At 58.2% G+C, this 19,482-nt stretch carries 19 protein-coding genes; 9 read left to right on the top strand and 10 right to left on the bottom strand.

Annotation, left to right across the window (positions count from 1 at the left end):
• The first annotated feature begins 105 nt into the window (after positions 1–105).
• Positions 106–1,041: a response regulator gene (locus Mal15_RS12265; RefSeq protein WP_147868029.1), complete on the top strand. Its 936-nt coding sequence runs from the start codon at positions 106–108 to the stop codon at positions 1,039–1,041.
• A gap of 357 nt (positions 1,042–1,398) precedes the next feature.
• On the opposite strand, the gene Mal15_RS12270 is transcribed toward Mal15_RS12265, so the two are convergent.
• Positions 1,399–3,069 (bottom strand): ATP-binding response regulator, encoded by a 1,671-nt coding sequence (locus Mal15_RS12270; protein WP_147868030.1) that lies wholly within the window; start codon positions 3,067–3,069, stop codon positions 1,399–1,401.
• A gap of 294 nt (positions 3,070–3,363) precedes the next feature.
• Here Mal15_RS12270 and Mal15_RS12275 point away from each other — a divergent pair, with 294 nt between their 5' ends.
• Positions 3,364–4,179 carry a class I SAM-dependent methyltransferase gene (locus Mal15_RS12275; RefSeq protein WP_147868031.1) on the top strand — a complete coding sequence of 272 codons (816 nt, stop codon included), beginning with the start codon at positions 3,364–3,366 and terminating at the stop codon, positions 4,177–4,179.
• 212 nt (positions 4,180–4,391) lie between these two features.
• On the opposite strand, the gene flgL is transcribed toward Mal15_RS12275, so the two are convergent.
• From flgL to Mal15_RS12320, 9 genes are read right to left on the bottom strand one after another with little or no spacing between them, the layout of a single operon-like run.
• Positions 4,392–5,849, bottom strand: coding sequence for a flagellar hook-associated protein FlgL (gene flgL / locus Mal15_RS12280; protein ID WP_147868032.1), 1,458 nt, complete (start codon positions 5,847–5,849; stop codon positions 4,392–4,394).
• A 5-nt stretch (positions 5,850–5,854) separates the two neighbouring features.
• Complete coding sequence (gene flgK / locus Mal15_RS12285; RefSeq protein ID WP_147868033.1) at positions 5,855–7,819, bottom strand: flagellar hook-associated protein FlgK; 1,965 nt, start codon at positions 7,817–7,819, stop codon at positions 5,855–5,857.
• Between the two features lie 2 nt (positions 7,820–7,821).
• On the bottom strand, positions 7,822–8,343 hold the full coding sequence (locus Mal15_RS12290) for a hypothetical protein (protein WP_147868034.1): 522 nt from the start codon (positions 8,341–8,343) through the stop codon (positions 7,822–7,824).
• A 37-nt stretch (positions 8,344–8,380) separates the two neighbouring features.
• Entirely contained in the window at positions 8,381–8,722 is a 342-nt protein-coding gene (locus tag Mal15_RS12295) for a rod-binding protein (RefSeq protein WP_147868035.1), read from the bottom strand.
• 20 nt (positions 8,723–8,742) lie between these two features.
• A complete protein-coding gene (flgI, locus tag Mal15_RS12300; RefSeq protein WP_147868036.1) occupies positions 8,743–9,945 on the bottom strand; it encodes a flagellar basal body P-ring protein FlgI in 1,203 nt (400 codons plus the stop codon).
• Between the two features lie 23 nt (positions 9,946–9,968).
• Positions 9,969–10,607 (bottom strand): flagellar basal body L-ring protein FlgH, encoded by a 639-nt coding sequence (locus tag Mal15_RS12305; protein WP_147868037.1) that lies wholly within the window; start codon positions 10,605–10,607, stop codon positions 9,969–9,971.
• 2 nt (positions 10,608–10,609) lie between these two features.
• On the bottom strand, positions 10,610–11,641 hold the full coding sequence (flgA, locus tag Mal15_RS12310) for a flagellar basal body P-ring formation chaperone FlgA (RefSeq protein ID WP_147868038.1): 1,032 nt from the start codon (positions 11,639–11,641) through the stop codon (positions 10,610–10,612).
• Between the two features lie 3 nt (positions 11,642–11,644).
• Positions 11,645–12,424 (bottom strand): flagellar basal-body rod protein FlgG, encoded by a 780-nt coding sequence (gene flgG, locus Mal15_RS12315; protein ID WP_147868039.1) that lies wholly within the window; start codon positions 12,422–12,424, stop codon positions 11,645–11,647.
• 29 nt (positions 12,425–12,453) lie between these two features.
• Positions 12,454–13,173, bottom strand: a complete 720-nt coding sequence (locus Mal15_RS12320) for a flagellar hook basal-body protein (RefSeq protein WP_147868040.1) — start codon at positions 13,171–13,173, stop codon at positions 12,454–12,456.
• A gap of 398 nt (positions 13,174–13,571) precedes the next feature.
• Here Mal15_RS12320 and Mal15_RS12325 point away from each other — a divergent pair, with 398 nt between their 5' ends.
• The 7 genes from Mal15_RS12325 to Mal15_RS12355 are packed head-to-tail and all read left to right on the top strand — an operon-like array spanning position 13,572 to position 19,479.
• Positions 13,572–14,093, top strand: coding sequence for a flagellar basal body-associated FliL family protein (locus Mal15_RS12325; RefSeq protein WP_147868041.1), 522 nt, complete (start codon positions 13,572–13,574; stop codon positions 14,091–14,093).
• Positions 14,090–14,938 carry a FliM/FliN family flagellar motor switch protein gene (locus Mal15_RS12330; protein ID WP_147868042.1) on the top strand — a complete coding sequence of 283 codons (849 nt, stop codon included), beginning with the start codon at positions 14,090–14,092 and terminating at the stop codon, positions 14,936–14,938. Before Mal15_RS12325 ends, Mal15_RS12330 begins: the two co-directional genes overlap by 4 nt.
• An 18-nt stretch (positions 14,939–14,956) precedes the next feature.
• Positions 14,957–15,337 (top strand): FliM/FliN family flagellar motor switch protein, encoded by a 381-nt coding sequence (locus Mal15_RS12335; protein ID WP_147868043.1) that lies wholly within the window; start codon positions 14,957–14,959, stop codon positions 15,335–15,337.
• 33 nt (positions 15,338–15,370) lie between these two features.
• Complete coding sequence (locus Mal15_RS12340; RefSeq protein ID WP_147868044.1) at positions 15,371–16,345, top strand: hypothetical protein; 975 nt, start codon at positions 15,371–15,373, stop codon at positions 16,343–16,345.
• 17 nt (positions 16,346–16,362) lie between these two features.
• Entirely contained in the window at positions 16,363–17,085 is a 723-nt protein-coding gene (fliP, locus tag Mal15_RS12345; RefSeq protein ID WP_147868045.1) for a flagellar type III secretion system pore protein FliP, read from the top strand.
• Between the two features lie 25 nt (positions 17,086–17,110).
• Complete coding sequence (gene flhA, locus Mal15_RS12350; RefSeq protein WP_147868046.1) at positions 17,111–19,249, top strand: flagellar biosynthesis protein FlhA; 2,139 nt, start codon at positions 17,111–17,113, stop codon at positions 19,247–19,249.
• Positions 19,246–19,479, top strand: coding sequence for a hypothetical protein (locus Mal15_RS12355; RefSeq protein WP_147868047.1), 234 nt, complete (start codon positions 19,246–19,248; stop codon positions 19,477–19,479). Before flhA ends, Mal15_RS12355 begins: the two co-directional genes overlap by 4 nt.
• Positions 19,480–19,482 lie beyond the last annotated feature (3 nt).

The raw sequence follows: 19,482 nt of genomic DNA on the forward strand, positions 1-19,482 counted from the left end.
CAGGCCTTCGCCGCCTGCAGTCGCCGCGTCGCGTCGACCGGGTATCGCGTTAATGCAAAAAACCAACGAATCCTCCGACATATCAACCGACCCTGGAGAACAATCATGAGTGAGAAACAAATCCTGATCGCCGACGATGATCAAGACCTGTTGGAATTGCTGAGCCTGCGCTGTCAGCAATTGGGCCTTGCCGTGGTCGTGGCGGACAACGCGATGGATGCTTTATCAACGGCCGATGTCTGTGCACCGGAGATTGCCCTGTTGGATGTTCGCATGCCCGGGGGAAATGGCATCAGTGTTTCCGAAATGATGGCCACCGACGAGCGGCTCAGCCGGACCTCGGTGATCGTGATGACCGGTGACCCGAACGAGAAAGTCCAGCAACGCTGTCAGGAAATGGGGGCCCGGCTGGTCAGAAAGGACCAACAGATCTGGACGCGGTTGGAGCCGATGTTGAAAGAGCTGATCGCCCAGGAATCAACGGACGACACCACGCCGCCAACCGAGTTGCGTGACGGCGCACCGCCGAGCGAACCAGGGGATCAAGAATCGCTGTTGTCGATGCTGCAGGAATGGGGATGGTTGGATGACCCAACCTCATCGACCGCAGAGCGTGAGCAGGACGCGGGGACGCCGTGGGTGTTGGCGATCGATGATGACCCCGACTTTTCCATCGGGCTGCAAAAACGACTGCTCAGCGTCGGCGTCCAACTGGTGAGGGCCTATCGCGGCATGGACGGCTATCGCAGCGCCTTCCAGCGACGTCCCGCGGCGATTCTGTTGGATTATCAGATGCCCGACGGAAATGGCGAATACATCCTGCGTCGTTTGAAGGAGTCCAACGCAACCGATTCGGTGCCGGTGATCGTGGTCACCGGCATGCGTGATGCCTCGTTGAAGCGTCGGATGATGGCTGCCGGGGCGAGCGAGTTTTTGACCAAACCGGTTTCTTGGGAGCAGTTGAAACGCGCCCTGCTGCAGTACACCGACCTGGACCTGCGTGCCAAAATCGTGCCCCAAGAAGTCGTCTGCTCCGGATGAATCGCGGCGGATAACGGAAACGGCTTGTGATCTGATAGTTGCAATGTCTGATAGTTGCAATGAGCAGGTGAATACTCACCCGATGCGTGAGCGAGTGGATCTGCTGCGTCCATTGCTCACGCCGCGGTACGACTAGGCTTCGTCCCTTAAACCAGTAAGGGGCCTCTGCGGTAGCGGAATTCGCCAAGAATTTCGTTTCTTCCCGTGTGAACTGCTGCGAGTCGAAAGCCTTGGCGGCTTCCGCTACGGGTTGAGGGACGAAGCCTAAATCAATCGACCCTCATGGCTTGCGGCATCCTGCCGCGGCCGCGCGGCGCCGTTAGCGAGTGCGGATACGGACGATCCATTCTTTTGCGATCACGCGTGTTGTACCAAACGCTGGTACTCTTGATCGATTTCCGCGGTCGGCGTTTCCAGACTCCAGACCGCTCGCGGTTGGATGCCGATGTCCAGTGCGGGATTGGCCGCGCGTGCTTTGGTCAATCGGGCGATTTCGTCGGTCGCCTTTTTGAGCCGCGTATCGGTGCTGCGAGAAATCGAACTGGTCGCCAGCCACCACTGTGAATCCGACGCCTGGATCAGCAGTTCGTCATTTTCAGTCAGGTAGGTCAGCAAAAGCTCGCCGTCGCGTTTTTCGGCCGGTGTGCAGGACTCGTTCAGATGGAACGAAATCAGTTGCACGTATTTCATCGGGGCTGACTGCATTTCCAGCCAGCGAGGAAAGATTTGGACGCTTCCGGCGACGGGGAGGCCGAACCAAAAGATGGATCCCAAATCGGGTTCAGATTCAATGTGCAATCGCCCGAGATTCAGCCGGCAGAACCGTGCGGCAATCGAGAGTCCGAGCCCAAGAAACTTGTCATCGGGATCGGTCGTCAGACCGGGACGGGCAAACCGCGCGGCGAGCTGGTCACGTTGCTCAGCGGCGATACCGATGCCGTCGTCGGTCACTCCGATGCGGATCTGTTGCTCCGATTCATCATGGCGAACCCAGATGCGGACGTGGCCCGAATCCCGGCAGGCATTGATGGCGTTGACGGCCAGGCATATCAGAACGCGGCAGACCTTTTGCCCGTCGCAGTACGCGAGCGGCACATCGACGTCGGCTTGAATCTCAAGTTCGACGTTTCGCATCGCGGCGCGTTGGGCCAGCGTCGTGCGAACCGAGTCGATCAGTTCGCCGACGTGGGATGGCTGGCGACAGATGTCCAGCAACCCCGAATCCAGTTTGCTCGAATCCAGCAAGTCGTCCAATTTGGTGTTGACGTCGTCGGCTCGAATCAAAGCCTTTTCGAGCATCTCGGCTTGTTCGTAGTTGATTCGTCCTGCCAGACCTTCGCGAACGATCGAGATGTGTTCTTTGATGACGGTCAGGGGATTGCGGATGTCGTGCGACGCTTTGGCGAGGAATTCGTGCGCCGTTTGATGCAATCGTTCCAGTTTTTGGTTGTCCTGCTTGCGCATCTCAGATTGTTCGCGGAGCAACCGGTGGCTGGTTTGAAGTGCTTCGGTGACCCGATGCATCTCGTTGACGGTGTGTTGACGCTCGACGGCATGCTCGATCGCTTTGCGAGTCCAACTGCTCCCTGCAAGCCCCTTGGGCAAAAAGTCCTGCGCCCCGGCTTGAAGGATTTCCCTCTCCACGGTTTCATCGTCCAAGCCCGTCAAAACCAAAATCGGGACGTCATCGCACTGCGCTCGCAAGCGTTTGACGGTTTCCAGTCCGCTCGAATCGGGCAGGCTGAGATCGGTCAGAATGACGTCGAATCGTCGCAGGCCCAGTTCCTGCAATGCCGCGCCCAGGGATGTCGCGTGGGACAGGACGATGCGCCGTGTGCCGTACCGCAAGTTCTTTGCAACTTGCATGAAATCGACGTCATTGTCTTCCACGACCAGCACACTGAGACCGCCGTCAGGGCATTCGACCGGCGTTTCCTGGGCGATCGCAGTCTTCGGCGACGCGAAGATCGAGCCTGCGCTGTCCCGTAGGGGGCGGTGGCTGAACGGGTGGGAATTCGAATCGATCATGCGGCGGTCTTCGTCGAATGAATTGGGAACCAATGTCTGGAATGATCCGGTCTGCCTTGTGTTCGAAGACTCCCGTGCAAACGTGCCATGTATCCTGCGCGTGGGGAGATCCGAGTCACGTTGAACTGTAACCCTCAAACAACCGCGTGCAAAACGAATCCGCGGATGCTATTTTGGCTTCTCCTGAATTGGCTATTGATTCGCGACGGTTTTCCCTCAGGTCAGACGTGATGCCTGCTAGCGGACTCTCGCGCAGCGGATCGTTCGCTCCTTTGAACAATTGTGATCCCAACGATGAGTGATTTGATCGATAACGATTCCAAGGCAGATCGACGTGGCTCAATTCGATGGCGCTTTCAGGCGTGGTTTCGGATTGCCGCGGACGTGATCGCGGCAAAACGTTGCGGGGCGGTATTGGGCGCTTTGTTGATCTGCGTTGCGTCGCTGTCTGCACAGGATGCGACCGGATCGGCTGGCCGGAGCGTCAAACCCGGGATCAACGACCAGTTTGTCGATCCCGAGTTGGACGTCAGCGAATGGATGGCGCGATTCGAGATCGAGAGTCGCGAGGTCTATGCGGCCCGCCGGGAAGTGCTGCAGGCGTGCGGGATCAAGCCCGGTGACAGCGTTGCGGACATCGGAGCCGGAACGGGGTTTTACAGTCGACTGTTCGCCGACGCGGTCGGAAACGATGGCTGGGTATTCGCGGTGGACATCTCGCCGCGATTTCTCGAACACATCAACTTCAAAGCACGCCAAGACCAGGTGCACAATCTGACCGCAGTGCTGTGTTCAGACCGATCGGTGAACCTGCCACCAAAGTCGATCGACGTTGCTTTCATCTGCGATACCTACCATCACTTCGAATACCCGTACGCGACGATCGAATCGATTTTTAAAGCGATCAAACCGGGCGGATCCTTGATCGTGATCGATTTCGACCGAATTCCCGGAAAGTCGCGGGAGTTCATCCTCGGTCACGTGCGAGCGGGCAAAGACGTGTTTCGAGGCGAGATCGAAAAAGGCGGTTTCGAATTTGTCGATGAAGTGCAGATCCCGGCGTTCGAGGAGAACTACTTGCTGCGTTTTCGCAAACCGCCGGGCGCCTAACGGGAGAACGCCCGTTTTCGATTGGGTCGGACAGTCGCCGTCCTCTCCGAGGTCGGCTCGGGGAAAAGCTTCGCTTTGACGCGCGCCGAGTTCGGAGAACACGGCGACACTCCGAACGTGTCGTCAGATACACAAATTGAGTAGCGTTAGATTACTCGTGCTGCGTTCCAATCCGATGTTCGGGTTGCGAGATGGTTCGCGGGTGTTGATGTTTATCGCAAGAATTCCAGCAGCCCCAGCGAATTCAGGTTCGCCGTCACCGCATACGTGTACTGCAACAGCGTCTGTGAATTCTCCAACCTCAGCACGGCGTCGGGAAAGTCGGTGGCTTGGATTTCTCCGATGTTTGATTCGACCGAAAGCATCAAGTCATCGACGCGATACTCCATCGTTTGCATCGTCTGCAGCGAGCTCGATTGCTCCCCCATCACGCTGAAGACCTTGCTGGCGGCGCGGTCCAATTCGTCCAAACGTCGATTGAGTGCGGCGGAGTATTCGGCCGACCCTAGCTCGCGGCTGTTGCGAAGGTCCGCGGCGGTGGCGTGCAGAATCTGGAACAGATTCGATGTTCCCGGGAACTCGAGGGAATCGTCACCGGTCGTACGAATATTGCTCGAGTCGATCGTGACAAATTTGCCGCTGTCGACATCGGAAACGATTTGATTGGTGGTAAAGTCGATCGGGATGGTCGATGCGTTGTCGTCGACGCTGAGGGTTCCGGTCGAGGTGATGTTGACGGTGCCATTGAAACCGGCCGCGATAGCGGTCGTATCCAGATACACCGTTTGGCCGGCAAAACCGTCGACCCGCAAATTTGTGTCGGTATTTGTAAACGGAACCGGATCGGCACCGTTGAGCGAGATGGTGCCCGCGGACCCGTCACCGGCGGTGTCCACGATGGTCAATTGGTGGGCGCCGGAAGGACCGAGAATCGTATCCCGTGCCGCCGAGCTGGTTCCAGCTGCGACCCCCGATCCTCCCGCGTAGGTCGTCGTGTCGTGCTGGACACGCAGCGTGGCCCGTCCGATCAGCGTGTCGGTTCCGCCGCCATGTTTGGCGCCCGTCGTTCCGACCAGTACGGTGGATTCGCGTCCCGAGGCGCCGAAGATTTTCGAACCGTCGTAGTAGGTGTCGATCGAAATCGAGTCACCGATATGGGTCTGACTGCGATGTCCCGACCCTTGATAGGTGACTTCCATGATCCCGTTTTCACGCAGCGTTTCCCCAAACGTGAATGGGGGCGTATCGGAACGCGTGCCGCCGTACAGGTAGTTTTCGTTGAACTTGGCCAGCCCGATTTGTTTAGCCTGGGCGAGCAAGGCGTCGATTTCCATCGCCAACGCCTCACGCTCGTCGGAATCCAAGGCTTGGATCCCCTGCTGCACCAGGTTTTTCGACAGCGTGATCAAATCGCTGACATCCTGGAACTGGGCGACGCTGGCATTGAGCGTCGACGTCGCCAGATTGATCACCTTCTTGTCGGCCTGCAATTCGACGTAGCGAGTTTCCAACGAACGAACTTGTCGATATGCGACCGGTTCCTCCGAAGGCAGTTCGAACTGCATCCCCGAAGTGATCTGTTTTTGCGCCGTCAACAGTCGACTGCTATGCAGCGACGTGAAATGGATGGCGTTTCGTGTAAACGTTTGGGAGGTGACTCGAGGATTCATCGATCTTAGCCTATGATTCTGAACAATTCGCTGAGCATTTCATCGGTCGCCTGAATGATTCGGACGGCCGCCTCATACGACTTTTGGTATTCCTGCAAGTAGACCAATTCTTCGTTCAAGTCGACGCCGGAGATTGCATCGCGTTCTGTTTCCAACCGCAACTTGAACGTGGTCAAACTGGCGCTCAACGAGGTGTTGGAACTGATTTCGAAACCGATCTCGGTGCCCATTTCACTGGCGAATTGGCCGAGCGTCCGATTGCTAGGCATCAGCGTGGTGTCGGCGATCGCGATGAAGCGGGACAGATTGCTGGTGTCGGCGGCTTCACCGGATCGTCCCGTTGCGATTCGCTCCGGCTGACTCGCGAGGGTGCGGTCGACCGCGATCGAATGCGCGTCCGTTCCGCTGAAAAACGCATTGATTCCCAGTGCGGCCAAGATACCGGTCTGGTCGGGCTCTCCCGTCAGTCGCGTCGAAAACTCGTCGGCATCATTCATCGTGCCGGCGGTGAAAGCGATGGAGACGCCGTCGTCCAGTTCGATCGGCGACCCCGCTTCGTAGCCGTCGCCGACATTCACGCGGGACAGCAAGGCCCCGCTGGACGAATACACGTTGGCGAACAAGTTTGCTGCGCTTCCGACCTGGCCCGACCCTTCGATTCGAACGGTCAGTTCTTCGTTGACCTCTCCGGTGTAGGTCCCGGACACGCTGGCAACACTGGTGCCGGTAAACAGGGACAGATCGGGATTGGTTTCCACGCCGCCGGCAAAGTCAAACTCCACATCGGCACCGGTGGTGATCTGGAATTGGTTGCTGACCGCCCGGATCGACGAAGTGATCCCCAGGATGCTGCTCAACTGTGCCGCGACATCTTCCAGCGTGTCGACGTCGGGATCGATGGTGATGACGTGCGTCTGTCGATCGCCGTTGGCATCGGTCACCGAAAGCGTCAACTCACCGGCCGTCAAATCGGCGTCGGGCAGCGCCTCGTTGAGCGGAATGTTGGTTTGGGAAACGCTGACATTTCCGACCAGGTTGGTGAACGATCCGGCGCTGCCGATCCCCGTCGAATGCACGCGGTTGACACTTTGAATCAACTCCCCGGCGATCTGGTCTAGCTTTTCTTCATAGGCCGGGATGATCTCGTTGTAGGCTTCGACCAACGCCGACAGTCGGCCGGTTTCGATCGCCAGCGGCCTGTCGGAGTCGTCCAGGTAGATCTCTAATTGCTGTCCCGATTCGATCACCGACAGCGAACTCGGATGGCTGCCTTGCTCGATCGAATGATGTCCGATGGTCAGGTGCAGTTGCCCGCCGGGTTGTTCGTTACGCCGGATGCCGACGACCTCGGCGATCCGGTTCAGCACGGCATCGCGTTGATCCAGTTCGTTATTGTGTTCGATTCCCTGAGCTTCGAATTTGAAGATTTGGAAACTGACATCGCGCAATTCCCCCAGATCGCCGTTCAGCAATTCGATCTCGTGTTCGATCTGCAGCCGAATGTTGCCTTTCAATTCGGTCAACTGCTGCGCCGCGTCACGTAGTCCGCCGGTCAATTGCTTGCCGGTTTCCAGCAGCGCGGATCGTTGGGCGGGTTCGTTCGGGGACGCCGACAGATTGGTGAATTCGGCAAAAAACGCATCCAGTTGTCGGCCGATCGAGTTGTCTCCGGTCAGCAGGGCCGATTCGATTTTTCGCTCGATGTTCAACAATTGTTCGACATCGCTGGAATCCGAGATCACGCTGGTCAACGACGCCTCGGTGACCGAATCACGGACCCGATTGATCCCCGAGATCGTCACACCGGTGCCGACACGAAATCCGCCGACGATGTCCGGGTGTGTCGCTTGCAATGTCAGACTGCGTCGGTGGTATCCGTCCGTATTGGCATTGGAAATGTTGTTGGAGACCATTTCCAAGGCGAACTGGCTGGTCTGCAGGGCCGACAGGCCGATTGAGAAGTTGGGCATCGTTAGCAGTTCCTTCCGATGATCTTTTCCGGGGGCAGCTTGAAGGGCTGCCCATCGGCCTTGTAATTACCTTCGTCGACGTCACACTGCAGCACGCCAAGCAGATAACGGCGATGAAACTCGGTGGAGTAGAAAATGACCACTTGATTGGCCGTCAGCTTTTGCCTCGCCGCACTCAGCCGATCGTGGATGCGGCGGCGGTCGGATTCCAGTCGTTTCGATTCCGACTTCGGCAGTGTGCTCAAAATCGACTTGATCGAAGCACCACTTTCATCCATCGCTTCGGTACCGGCATACCGCTGCAGGACTTGACGCGACTTGCGGCTGTCCGATTGACGGTTTTGCAGCGTTTCGATCAGCGGCGAGAGTTCTTTGAGGTCAGCGGGGTTCGGGCCGTAGATCCCCGAATTGTCCAATAATGCGGACATTTCGTTATTGAGCGCATCGAGCGCGTCGACCACTCCGGATTCCAATCGCAGTTGCCGCTCGACGAGGACGCCCAGCCGTTCCTTTTGTTGATTCATCGTTGGTTCACCATCCGTGAAAGATGTCCGAAAGTGATTAAGCCGAGAACGAAACGCCGGATGTTTGCTCGTGTCCGTCGTCGGCTTGTGTTTTGGAATACTGTTGGACCAGCAGATCGCTGACCCCGATCGCTTTGGATTGTGCGAGGTGTTGGCCGATAAACAGGTCGAACATTCCGCCAAAAGAGTCGCTGCCGTCACCCCCGAACAGACCGTCTTCGAGCGAGTTCCGCAGCTCTTTCATCAGCATCGACACAAACACGCTTTCGAATTCCGTCCCCAGTTCTTCAACCTGGGCCGCTGACGGATCGCCGCCTTTGGCCGTCGCCGCGATCTGGCTGGGCAGTGAGACGCTGATGTTGCTTCCGATCGATTCCATTGCATCTGTCCTCGTGCGAGTTACTCGATGACCAATTCGGCTTTCAGGGCGCCTTGATTGCGTAACGTTGTCATGATGCTGATCAACGTGGTCGGTGAAACGGCCAGGGAATTGAGCGCCGTGGCCAGATCCCCGACCGTCATGCCGCCGGGCAAGACGTTGTAGCGTCCGCCGGATTCGAACAGTTCGATGCCCGTCCGCGGCAAGACGACGGTGTCGCCGGCGGCCAGCGGGTTGGGCTGGGACGCGACCGGTGTTTCGGTCGTCGCGATCACGATGTTTTCGCTGGCGAACAACACCGGCGCGATCTTGACGGTGTGTCCCAAGACGATCGATCCGGTTTTTTGATTGATCACGACCCGCGCCGGCGTATCCGGTTCGACACGCAAATTGCCGATCGTCGCAATGAATTCGGTGACGCTGTTGCGGAACGTCGACGGAACGAAGACCTGGACGGTGCCCGAGTCGAGCGCACGGGCGCGACCGGGGAAGATCCGGTTTAGCGCGTTTCCGATCGCGGTGGCCGTGGCATAGGACTTGTTTCGCAGGATCAGCTTGATGCTGCCGTTGGAAACGATCGTTCCGCAGGGAATCTCACGCTCGACGATCGCCTCGCAAACCCCGACGGTCGGATGATTCTTTTGCACGTTGGCAGCGGCGCCTTCGGCCGAGATCCCGCCACCGATGATCGCGCCTTGGGCGATCGCGTAGATCTCGTCGTCGATGCCGCGCAGTGCAGTTTGATTCAGCGTTCCGCCACGCAAACTGGACGCGTCGTCGGCGACCGAGACGGTCACGAGAATCGTCTCGCCGGGCCGCGCGTAGGCGGGGATTTTCCCCGAAACCATCACCGCCGAAATGTTTTTGGTGTCGACTTGACCGACGCGAACACCGCGACGCAGGTAATAGTTGGTCAGCATTTGCCGCGTTTGTTGCGACTTGCCACCGGTCCCGCTTAAACCGAACACCAACCCTTCGCCGGAAACATGATTGACGCGGTCGCCCTCGACGAACGCAATGTCTTTGATGCGGACGCTGGGGTCTTGTCCCATCGGGGCGAGCGGCTGCAGTGTCGGGGGCACCGGAGCGGTCGACGTTGGTGGCGGGGGCAGCGGGTCCTGGAGCGTCTGCGCATGCGCCACCGCACCGCCGCTGTGGATCCACAGCATGGCGACGCAAAGTGCGGTGCAGGCGAGTCGTGAATGCGTTTGAGAAATCTGCATGAATCGGCGAGTGACCGCGAGAGTTAAAAAGGCCAGAAACGATTGAACCGGCGACTCAACCAGCCTTGGCTGGTAAACGACTGTTCGGCGCCCTCGGCATCGAGCGTCAATCGCAAATCGGCCACCAAATACGACGGAACGGTATTTCCGGGCAAGATGTCGTACTGGCGGACGATGCCCGTCAGTTTCAAATCACGCTCATCGCCTTGGACGGAAATCTTACGCGTGCCCTCGACCACCAGGTTTCCGTTGGGCAGCACGTCGACCACCATCACGCTGAATCGGTCGGTGATCTGTCGTTCGCTGCGGAATTCCGCATCGCCGGTGAACGCGCGTTGGTTGGCGGTGTTGGTGCCCAGTGCGGCATTGCCGCTGCCGCTGCCGATCGTGCCGCCGATGCCATAGTCGAATCCTTGGCTGGACGAGGAATTTCCCGTCTTGTCCATCGACCGTTCGTCGCGGTTTTCGACGTCCGTGCTTTCGGCAATCAGGATCGACAGCGTGTCCCCACGGTTGCGGGCCGCATAGTCGCGGTACTGGTCGATCTGATTGTGACTGCGTCTCTCGAACAAGCTTTGGCCGCTCGATGGTTGCGCGCTCACCGCAGTGGCCAGGACAACCAGCAACGGAACGATTCGCCGCAGCGTCAGGTGATGGTGCATCGTTAGCGCCTCCTTAGGTTCGTTGAAACGGTTGCCAGGTTCTTTCCCAGGATGGAGGCGTTGAAGCGCCGGTTGGTTTGCGGGTTGAGCACCTCGATCGTGTCTCCGATGTCGCCCGATTCCATTGCCCTGGCGTTCTTCAATCGGATCTCGCCCCGACCGACACTGATCACCACATCGACCAGATCATTTCGTTTGACCGTCTGGGACGCCCGCCCGCGGGTGCTGAGAAAATGATTGGTCAATAGAATCGAATTGCTGGCGATATAGCGACTGGCCGTCCGTCCCACGGCGGTGTCCGGATTCGCATAGTCCGACTTTTCGGTGATCAATCGATCGACCGCTTGAAACATCTCCGGTTTCAAAACGGCTCCTTGAGCGATCGGCGCTCGTGCGATCGCGACCCGCATGGAAAGGCTGACCAGGGCATCGAACGAATGCGAGTATTGATTGCCCGACGAATCGGTGATCGCGACCGCCAACCGCGTCCGGCCGATCGGGAACTCATTGTGGGGGACCAGATCGACGGAAAAGTCACCGGCGGCAAGACGCGTTTCCAGAGCTTCGAACTGCGGCGTTTGCGTCAGCCGAATGTCGACCCGTTCGAGGCCGATGGCAAATTGTTGGGCGAGTTTCGTTTCCAGCAGCCGCTCCAATTTGCTCCGCAGTTTGGCCGGCGAGGAACGTCGGGCCGAGACCGTCGACGGCCCAACGATCTTGAACGCATCTCTCTGGAACCCGGCCAACAGCAGACGCATTTCGATCTGCTTGCGTGAGATCGAGCAATCGTCCTGGTCACGCAGCGATTCCAGGTCCAACTGTTCGATGGCACGCCGGTCCGACGGGGTGGCGCCCAGCACGTTGGCTACGTCGCCGATCCGCACCGTCGTGTCGGCGACCGCCGATGAGGTCTGGTGCAGCGCAACGACGACGTCCCCCGCCACCGCGGCGCGGTGGTCGTCCAAGCCGATCAGTCCGCCGGGCAAACCGATCAGCAGGCCGAACAACAACGTTGAGATCCGAACAGAATTCATCGTTTACCGAACCAGATCACTAGCGGAGGACAGCATTTCGTCGCCGGCGCGGATGGCCCGCGAGTTGATTTCGTAGGCGCGTTGGGCGGTGATCAGCGACACCAACTCCGAAACGACTTCGACGTTGGAGCCTTCCAAGAACTGTTGGCGGATTTGTCCGTTGCCATCTTGTCCTGGTTCGCCGAGGATCTCCGGGCCGGAGGCTGCGGTTTCGACGTACAGGTTGCTGCCGATGTTTTGCAATCCGGCGGGGTTGGCGAAACGCGCCAATTGAATGGTCGGGCCGACGGTCGACACGCCGTCGATTTGGTAGCTGACCACGCCGGTCGAGGAAATCGACAGGTTGGTGGCTTGCTGGGGGACCTGGACTTGGGGATCCAGCAGGTAGCCGTCCGCGTTGACCATCTGGCCTTGGTCATTCAGCGTGAAGGAACCGTCGCGTGTGTAGGCGATCGTGTTTCCCTGGGTGACTTTGAAAAAGCCGTCGCCTTCGATCGCCATGTGGGTGTCGATACCCGTTTCGGTGGGCGTCCCTTGGGCGAACAAGCTGGTCGTGCCGACGGCGCGAACGCCGCTTCCGATCTGCAATCCGATCGGTTTGATCTCGCCGTTGGCCGATGCGGCTCCGGGGGGCGTCTTGGTGTCGTACAGCAAGTCGGCAAAGTTGATGTGTTTCTTCTTGAAACCGGTGGTATTGACGTTGGCCAGGTTGTTGGCGGTGTTGTCAATCATCAATTCCTGGGCGCGCATGCCGGTCGCGCTGGAATAGAATGCTTTTAACATGATGAACCTATGCTGCTGTCGATTCGGGTCTAGGAGCGGATGTATTCTTTCAGCGAATCGGAAAGTGTTCGGGTTGCTTTCTCGACCGCTTCGTGTTGTCGCGTGTTGACGATCAATGCGATCAGTTCGGTGACCGGGTGGACGTTTGACAGTTCGTGGGTGAACTGGTTGATCTTGACCGGCACGTCGCTTTCGATCGCATCGGGACCGGGGGTAAAGCCGAGGGCGCCGACCGGGATCAGGGTTCCGTTGTTTTCATAGGCGACCGGCTGAATCCGGCCGACCTCGCGGTCGCCGGCGGACACCGTGCCGTCGGCCGAGACGGTGATCTCGCGATCGGAAATGTTTGGTTCGATGGTGATGGGACCGGTTTCACCGCGGATCGGGATTCCGTCCTCGTTGACCAGGATGTTGCTCTGGGGGTCGCGAAACAACCTGCCGTTACGCGTCAGATAGGGCTGGCCGCCGTCGTCTTCGAACACGAAGAAGCCATCGCCGGCGATCGACAGGTCCAGAGGCCGCTCGGTCGGTGTGAGCCGCCCGGGGGTGAAGTCGGAGGTCAGTTTTTCGACTTCCGGTCCGAGGTCGATCGTGGTGTTGGGGGATGTTTCTTCGAAACGCTGTTTCACGGCCGGCTGGACGCGGCGGTGCCCGCTGGAATTGACATGCATCAGATTGCTGCTGATCAGCTCCTGGTGCTTTGCCAATGTCTGCATCGCGGCGGCGCCGCTGTAGAGTCCGTTGATCATTCGACCTTCCTGTCCGTGGGGGGATCACCGATGGCTGGGAGACACGGAAACCAAAAGCAATCCTGCGGTACTGGTTGTGTCGAATATCCGGCGTCTGGCGGTGAGAGAATTGGGTCGCCTTGGGCAAGAACGCCCGAGGGTTAACCCACACCGGCGGAGAAAAGGGGGCAGGTACCCATGGGTAATGAGATTGTGAGGGTTTGCCCTCATCGGCTAATGAAAGAGCAGTCCCGACTGAATTCCGTCACCCGGGCCGGACGATAAGCTGTAACGACACGGAAAGATAAACCGGTCACGCAAAGATGACCGCCGGCGGCTAGTGCTCGGCCCTCGACCAACACGCGACGTCGGGCTCGGCGCCGCGTGATCCTCCCCTCTCGCAACAATTCAACCGATTCATGGCAGACGACAACGAGTCCGGAGCGGACGACAAAAAGAAATCCGGCATGCTTTCCAAGCTGGTGATTTGGGGGGCGGTCTTTGTGATGGGCGCCGGAACCGGTGTTGCGGTCCCGATGTTTGTTCTGCCCTCGGATTCAAACGCCAGTCAATCCGCGGCGGTTGATGAAGACCGCATGGACATCCCCGAAGCGGATGACCAACTGGCGTTCGTCGATTTTGACGAAGTCGTGGTCAATCTGAACGATGACCGTTATTCACGCTATCTGACCTGCACGTTTTCGCTGCAAATCGCCGCGTCGCAGCAAGAGGCGATCACCAAGCTGGTGGAAGACAAGAACGTTGTCTTGAAGAACTGGTTGATTGCGCATCTGCGAGACAAGAAGCTGGAAGATGTCCGCGGAAAACTGGGGCACAACCTGCTCCGCCGCGAGATTCACGACAAATTCAACGCGATGTTGTTCACCGACGGCATCGAGCGAATTCAAGACGTCCTCTTCCAGGATTTCAAGGTTCAATGAACGTTCGCCCGTTCGATTTTCGTGACATTGCTGCCCTGGATGACACTGCCGTTGCCATTCGAACTTGGATTTCGAAGTCGACGTCGTTCTTCTCGGACTATTGGGTCGAGGCGACCGGATTCAGTGCCAAATTGGAACTGGGGGCGATCACCACCGAGTCGTACGAGAAGGTTCTCAGTGAAATCCCGAGGCACGACCTGTGTTGCGTCGCTGAAATCAAGGAGCGATCGTCGTCGGTCTGGTACGGGTCGAGTGATCAGTTTCGCATCATCCTGTCTGATCTGCTGTGTTTGACTCCCTCCGACGAGGGCAGCGACAAGGACCTCAGTGCGATCGAGACGGATCTGGCGAATTACTTCATCGCACGTGTTGCTGATTCGATCAGCCGCGGTTGGATGGGCCAGGGTGACCTGGAAATCGAAGTCACGGATCTGGAAAAAGACGCCCGAAAACTGCGACTGTTCCGGGGCAAGGATCTAGTCACCAAGGTCTGTATCGAAGTCGAGTGCAAGGGCGGCAAGGCCACATTGAACTGGTTGTTGCCCAAACAAAAATTGCCCGCATTGCTGGACGAAACCGTCGACAATCGCGACGGCGGCGCACCGGCCTCGCCGTCCAAGGAACTGATCGGTCAGTTGCCCTTGGAAGTCGTGACGATGCTGGGGACCGCAAGCATTCCCATGTCCGAGCTGAGCAAGCTGAAACCCGGCGAATTGATCGTTCTGGATCAACGCATCGACCAACCGATGGTTTCCCACGTCGACGGCGAGCCGGCTTTCGAGTGTTGGCCTGGCCGATTGGGAAAAAAGCAAGCGGTCCAAGTTTCGAAGTGTTTGAACGAGTAGAACCGAGGAAAGTGATTCATGGCTGAAGCCAAGACAGAAACGCCCGTGTCGGACGACCCGCAAACCGCTCAAGACGCCGCGGCGAATGCGGCGGAAGATCAGGTCGATGACACGATTCCAGAATTCGAACAATTAAAACCGAATCCGCCCAAAGCCTCCAAGGACCTCGATTTCTCCCGCTTCGGAGGAGTCCAGGTCACCCTGGCGGCCGAGCTGGGACGCACCCAATTGACGATTCAAGAATTAATCGGGCTGGCGGAAGGATCGGTCGTTGAATTAAACCGGGCCATCAGCGCGCCGGTCGAGTTGGTTGCCCAAGGCGTTCCCATGGGTAACGGCGAGGTGGTCGTGATTGACAATCAATTCGCGATTCGAATCAAAGAAATCTATCCCTCCTAGCACCAACGAATCGGCATTCACATGGACGTCAACATGCCTTTCCGCTTCACCCAAAAAACGAAGTGCGTTTTTTACGCACTGCTGGTTTCGTCGACCCTCGGGACGCTGGCCCACGGCCAAGGTTACGCGGATAGCCGAGGCTACGCTGATGGCCAGCCTTACGCTGATAACCGGGGGCTCAATCGGATCGAGTCGCGCAGCTCGCGTCACAGCGGCATGGTCGACCAACTTTCGCGTGGCGAGTCGACCGTCAGCATCCGCCGACCGGTGCTCTCGGGCGATATCGGCACCGTCGAACGCGACACCCGATCGGTGATCCCGGAAAGCCCGCTTCGACCGTCCGCTGGCGGCGAGCCGGTGGTCGCGCTGCGACCGCAACCGATGTCCGTGCGTCAGGCGAATTTTGAATCCAGCGACCAGCTTGGCGGCCTCTATTCCGACGAACAAGCACAACTTCAGTCGCGGCAGCAATTGGATCGGCTGAATGCGCAAGAACACTATCAATCGTTCATCGAGCGCGAGCAGGCCGCAGCGCCGTCAGAGAAAGCGGACGCGACGGAGATGCTCAGCCGGATCGGGATCAACTTGGTTTTCGTCCTCGCACTGGCCGTCGGCGGGATTTTGTTCGTGCGACAACTTCAAAAGGGCAAGCAAGGTTCCAAAGCGACAACGCCCACCGATCTGGCCGGGCTGAAAATCGATCAGGTCCTGCAAGTCACCCGCGGCGTCAGTTTGTACCTGGTCGATTCGATGGCTAGCAAAATCCTGGTGGCGGTCGACGGCGGAGGGATCAAATCCGTCAGCGTGCTTCCCTCGCGATTCGAGGACGAACTGGATGACCCCGAAGCGTTCAGCCGACCCAAGGAGCCGGATGCATTGGCCGCGCGAGCCGGGGGGACTAACGCGACCCGTCAAGCCTCTCGCCGCAGCGTCAACAAGACGTCCAGCTCCGAGATCGATGAGAACCTGATCCGGCTGCTTCTGAGTAAATCGAAAGAAGCGGCCTGATCGAATTGGGAACCGAAATGGAATTCGCGTTGATCGCCCAGTTGTCCGCCGACCCAGCCAGCGACCCGTCGCAGCTGTTTTCGGATCTTGCGCCGCCGTTGCAGGTCGCGGTGCTGCTCGGCGCGCTCAGCTTTGCCACGGCCATGTTGGTCTGTGTCACGGCGTTCACACGAATCATCATCGTTCTGTCCTTCGTCCGCCGGGCGCTGTCCACCCAAGAGATCCCGCCGAACCAGGTGATGATGGGGCTGAGTCTGTTTCTGACGCTGTTCGTCATGGCCCCGACGTTTGAAAAAATTCACGACAACGCGGTGATCCCGTTGTTGGAGGCACAGGAAGCGGCCGGGCCGGACGAGGAACCCGAATTCGGCTTCGTCGATGCGTGGAAAATTGCATCGGAAGAGCTGAAGGTGTTCATGTTGCACAACACACGGACGAACGACTTGGCGTTGTTCTATGAACTTTCCGAAACCGCTCCGCCGTCACAGCGGATGGACACGCCGCTGAAGATCGCGGTGCCGGCGTTCATCATCAGCGAACTGAAAACCGCGTTCATCATGGGGTTTTGCATCTACATCCCCTTCCTGCTGATCGACTTGGTCATTTCAACGATCTTGATGGCGTTGGGAATGATGATGATGCCGCCGGTCGTCGTTTCGACGCCCTGCAAATTGCTGTTGTTCGTGCTGGTGGACGGCTGGCAATTGATTTCCAAAGCACTTGTCGCAAGTTTTGCCTAAGGGTCAACCGGCGTACCAAATCAAGATGAAAGAGACGGATTCGAATTTCGGATTTCTTCAGCGGAGTGAGCTGTGGCTTTCGGCCTCGTTCCTCGCGATGCTGATCGTCCTGATCATCCCCTTGCCGACGTTCCTGCTGGACATGTTTCTGGCGTGCAACATCGCCGCGGCGATCCTGTTGTTGTTGGTCACGCTGGGTGCCAAACGCCCGCTGGACATCGCGTCGTTTCCGTCGCTGTTGTTGTTGCTGACCCTGTTTCGATTGTCGCTCAACGTCGCCACGACGCGTTTGATTCTGTTGGACGGCAATGCGGGCAAGATCGTGTTGACGTTCGGCGATTTTGTCGTCGGCGGAAACCTGGTCGTCGGTCTGGTGATCTTTTTGATCTTGGTCACCATTCAATTCATCGTGATCACCAAGGGTGCGACGCGGATTTCCGAAGTCAACGCCCGGTTCACGCTCGATGCGATGCCCGGAAAACAGATGGCGATCGACGCCGAACTCAACAGCGGCGCGATCGACGAGAAAGAGGCTCGGGATCGGCGTAAGGGGTTGACCCAGGAAGCCGAGTTCTACGGTGCCATGGACGGTGCCAGCAAGTACGTCCGCGGCGACGCGATCGCGGGCTTGATCATCATGGTCGTCAACATCCTGGGCGGTGTGGTCCTGGGCGTCAGCGACGGACAAGCCATCACCGACGCTGTTCAAATCTATTCCATTTTGACGATCGGCGACGGATTGGTTTCGCAAATCCCGGCCCTGATCATCGCGACCAGTGCGGGCATCCTGGTCACCAAGTCGGCGTCGGAATCCAACCTCGGCGATGAAATCAATAACCAAGTCTCCGGCGCCTATCGGTCGCTGTACCTGGGCCCGCTGATCTTGCTGATGATCGGATTCACGCCCGGGTTCCCCAAATTGCCCTTCATCCTGCTGGCCGGCGTGGTGTTCGCGTTCGTGTTCTTTGCCAAGCAACGTGAACTGGCCAAGGAGGCGGAGGTCGCCGAAGAACCTCAGGTCGCCGAGCCGACGCAAACTCCCGAAGAGAAAGGGTTGCAGAAGTTCGTCCAGTCCGAGCGGATCATCATCGAAATCGGTGCCGGGCTGATCGCGCTTGCCGAACCCAAACGTGGCAAGGGCATCGCCGAACGAATCTCGACGTTGCGCGAAGACGTGGCGATCGAGCACGGGTTTTGGGTTCCCGCGGCGCGGATTCGTGACAACTTGCAGATCGGTGTCAACGAGTATCGCTTCCTGATCTGCGGTCGTGAGATCGCACGGGGCCAGGTGTTCGTCAACGACTATTTGGCGATCAACCCCGGCAGTATCAAGGCGGAGCTGGAGGGCGAGCCGATTCGGGACCCCGCATTCGATTTGCCGGCCAAGTGGATCCCCGAATCACAGCGTCGCCGGGCCGAGGTGTTAGGGTTTACCGTCGTCGACGCGCCGACAGTGTTGATCACGCACCTCAGTGAGTGTCTGCGCAAGCATGCCCACGAACTTTTGAGCCGCCAAGACCTCCAGTCCATGCTAGAAAAACTGAAGGAGATCGCGCCGACAACCGTCGAAGAAATCAAACCGGACACCGTCCGCCCCGCCACCCTGCACCAAGTGCTGCTGAATCTGCTCCGCGAACGTATCTCCATCACCGCACTGGAAAAAATCGTCGAATCCGCGGTCCAGTTCGGTCCCCAAATCAAAGACCCCATTCAGTTGACCGAAAAGATCAGAGGCGGGATCGGACACATCATTTGTGATCGATTCCGAGACAGTAATGGCAACGTGAGGGTGATCATTCTGGAACCGCGGCTGGAACACTATTTTCGAGAACACTTAAACGGAGACGCGATCGTTTTGCGACCGGACCAGCTGGAGCGATTGATCATGGAACTGCAGGCAAAGTGGGAAGCATCGCGACTGAAGAATCAAATGGCCACGGTGCTGGTAGATTCGTCGGTTCGTTTTCCGCTTCATCGGACGATCTTCCGATCGTTGCCCGAGGTCAGTGTGGTCGCTTACAGCGAGGTGCCATCCGATTTGCGGATCGAATCGGTGGGGATGATCCGATACGAAGATGTCTTGGGCGAGGGCGACGCGGCCACACCGGACCCCTTCGTGCTCGGGCTTCAGGGGAAAGAAGGTAATCAAGAAGAGACGAAATGAGCCGAAAGCCAACCACCAGGCGGGCATCGCAGCGGATGCAAAAAGCGTTTCCGGTAGGAACGTTGGTTGCGTTGTTGACGGCGGTCGCCGTCACGTTGACCGGAATCATCATGGGGGTGGAATCGACCACGATCCTGACACGTGCCGCCGTTTCCGCGTTGATGGTCGGATCGGTCGTCTCGATCGGGGTGGGCGTGATTCGACTCGCTGACGCAGACTACAAGGACTGAACA

The sequence above is a fragment of the Stieleria maiorica genome, from assembly GCF_008035925.1.
Taxonomy (GTDB): Bacteria; Planctomycetota; Planctomycetia; order Pirellulales; family Pirellulaceae; genus Stieleria; species Stieleria maiorica.

Excerpts from the sequence above, each read along its gene's own strand:
- Mal15_RS12265 (WP_147868029.1), top strand. The coding sequence starts at position 106 with ATGAGTGAGAAACAAATCCTGATCGCCGACGATGATCAAGACCTGTTG.
- Mal15_RS12270 (WP_147868030.1), bottom strand. The coding sequence starts at position 3,069 with ATGATCGATTCGAATTCCCACCCGTTCAGCCACCGCCCCCTACGGGAC.
- Mal15_RS12275 (WP_147868031.1), top strand. The coding sequence starts at position 3,364 with ATGAGTGATTTGATCGATAACGATTCCAAGGCAGATCGACGTGGCTCA.
- flgL (WP_147868032.1), bottom strand. The coding sequence starts at position 5,849 with ATGAATCCTCGAGTCACCTCCCAAACGTTTACACGAAACGCCATCCAT.
- flgK (WP_147868033.1), bottom strand. The coding sequence starts at position 7,819 with ATGCCCAACTTCTCAATCGGCCTGTCGGCCCTGCAGACCAGCCAGTTC.
- Mal15_RS12290 (WP_147868034.1), bottom strand. The coding sequence starts at position 8,343 with ATGAATCAACAAAAGGAACGGCTGGGCGTCCTCGTCGAGCGGCAACTG.
- Mal15_RS12295 (WP_147868035.1), bottom strand. The coding sequence starts at position 8,722 with ATGGAATCGATCGGAAGCAACATCAGCGTCTCACTGCCCAGCCAGATC.
- flgI (WP_147868036.1), bottom strand. The coding sequence starts at position 9,945 with ATGCAGATTTCTCAAACGCATTCACGACTCGCCTGCACCGCACTTTGC.
- Mal15_RS12305 (WP_147868037.1), bottom strand. The coding sequence starts at position 10,607 with ATGCACCATCACCTGACGCTGCGGCGAATCGTTCCGTTGCTGGTTGTC.
- flgA (WP_147868038.1), bottom strand. The coding sequence starts at position 11,641 with ATGAATTCTGTTCGGATCTCAACGTTGTTGTTCGGCCTGCTGATCGGT.
- flgG (WP_147868039.1), bottom strand. The coding sequence starts at position 12,424 with ATGTTAAAAGCATTCTATTCCAGCGCGACCGGCATGCGCGCCCAGGAA.
- Mal15_RS12320 (WP_147868040.1), bottom strand. The coding sequence starts at position 13,173 with ATGATCAACGGACTCTACAGCGGCGCCGCCGCGATGCAGACATTGGCA.
- Mal15_RS12325 (WP_147868041.1), top strand. The coding sequence starts at position 13,572 with ATGGCAGACGACAACGAGTCCGGAGCGGACGACAAAAAGAAATCCGGC.
- Mal15_RS12330 (WP_147868042.1), top strand. The coding sequence starts at position 14,090 with ATGAACGTTCGCCCGTTCGATTTTCGTGACATTGCTGCCCTGGATGAC.
- Mal15_RS12335 (WP_147868043.1), top strand. The coding sequence starts at position 14,957 with ATGGCTGAAGCCAAGACAGAAACGCCCGTGTCGGACGACCCGCAAACC.
- Mal15_RS12340 (WP_147868044.1), top strand. The coding sequence starts at position 15,371 with ATGCCTTTCCGCTTCACCCAAAAAACGAAGTGCGTTTTTTACGCACTG.
- fliP (WP_147868045.1), top strand. The coding sequence starts at position 16,363 with ATGGAATTCGCGTTGATCGCCCAGTTGTCCGCCGACCCAGCCAGCGAC.
- flhA (WP_147868046.1), top strand. The coding sequence starts at position 17,111 with ATGAAAGAGACGGATTCGAATTTCGGATTTCTTCAGCGGAGTGAGCTG.
- Mal15_RS12355 (WP_147868047.1), top strand. The coding sequence starts at position 19,246 with ATGAGCCGAAAGCCAACCACCAGGCGGGCATCGCAGCGGATGCAAAAA.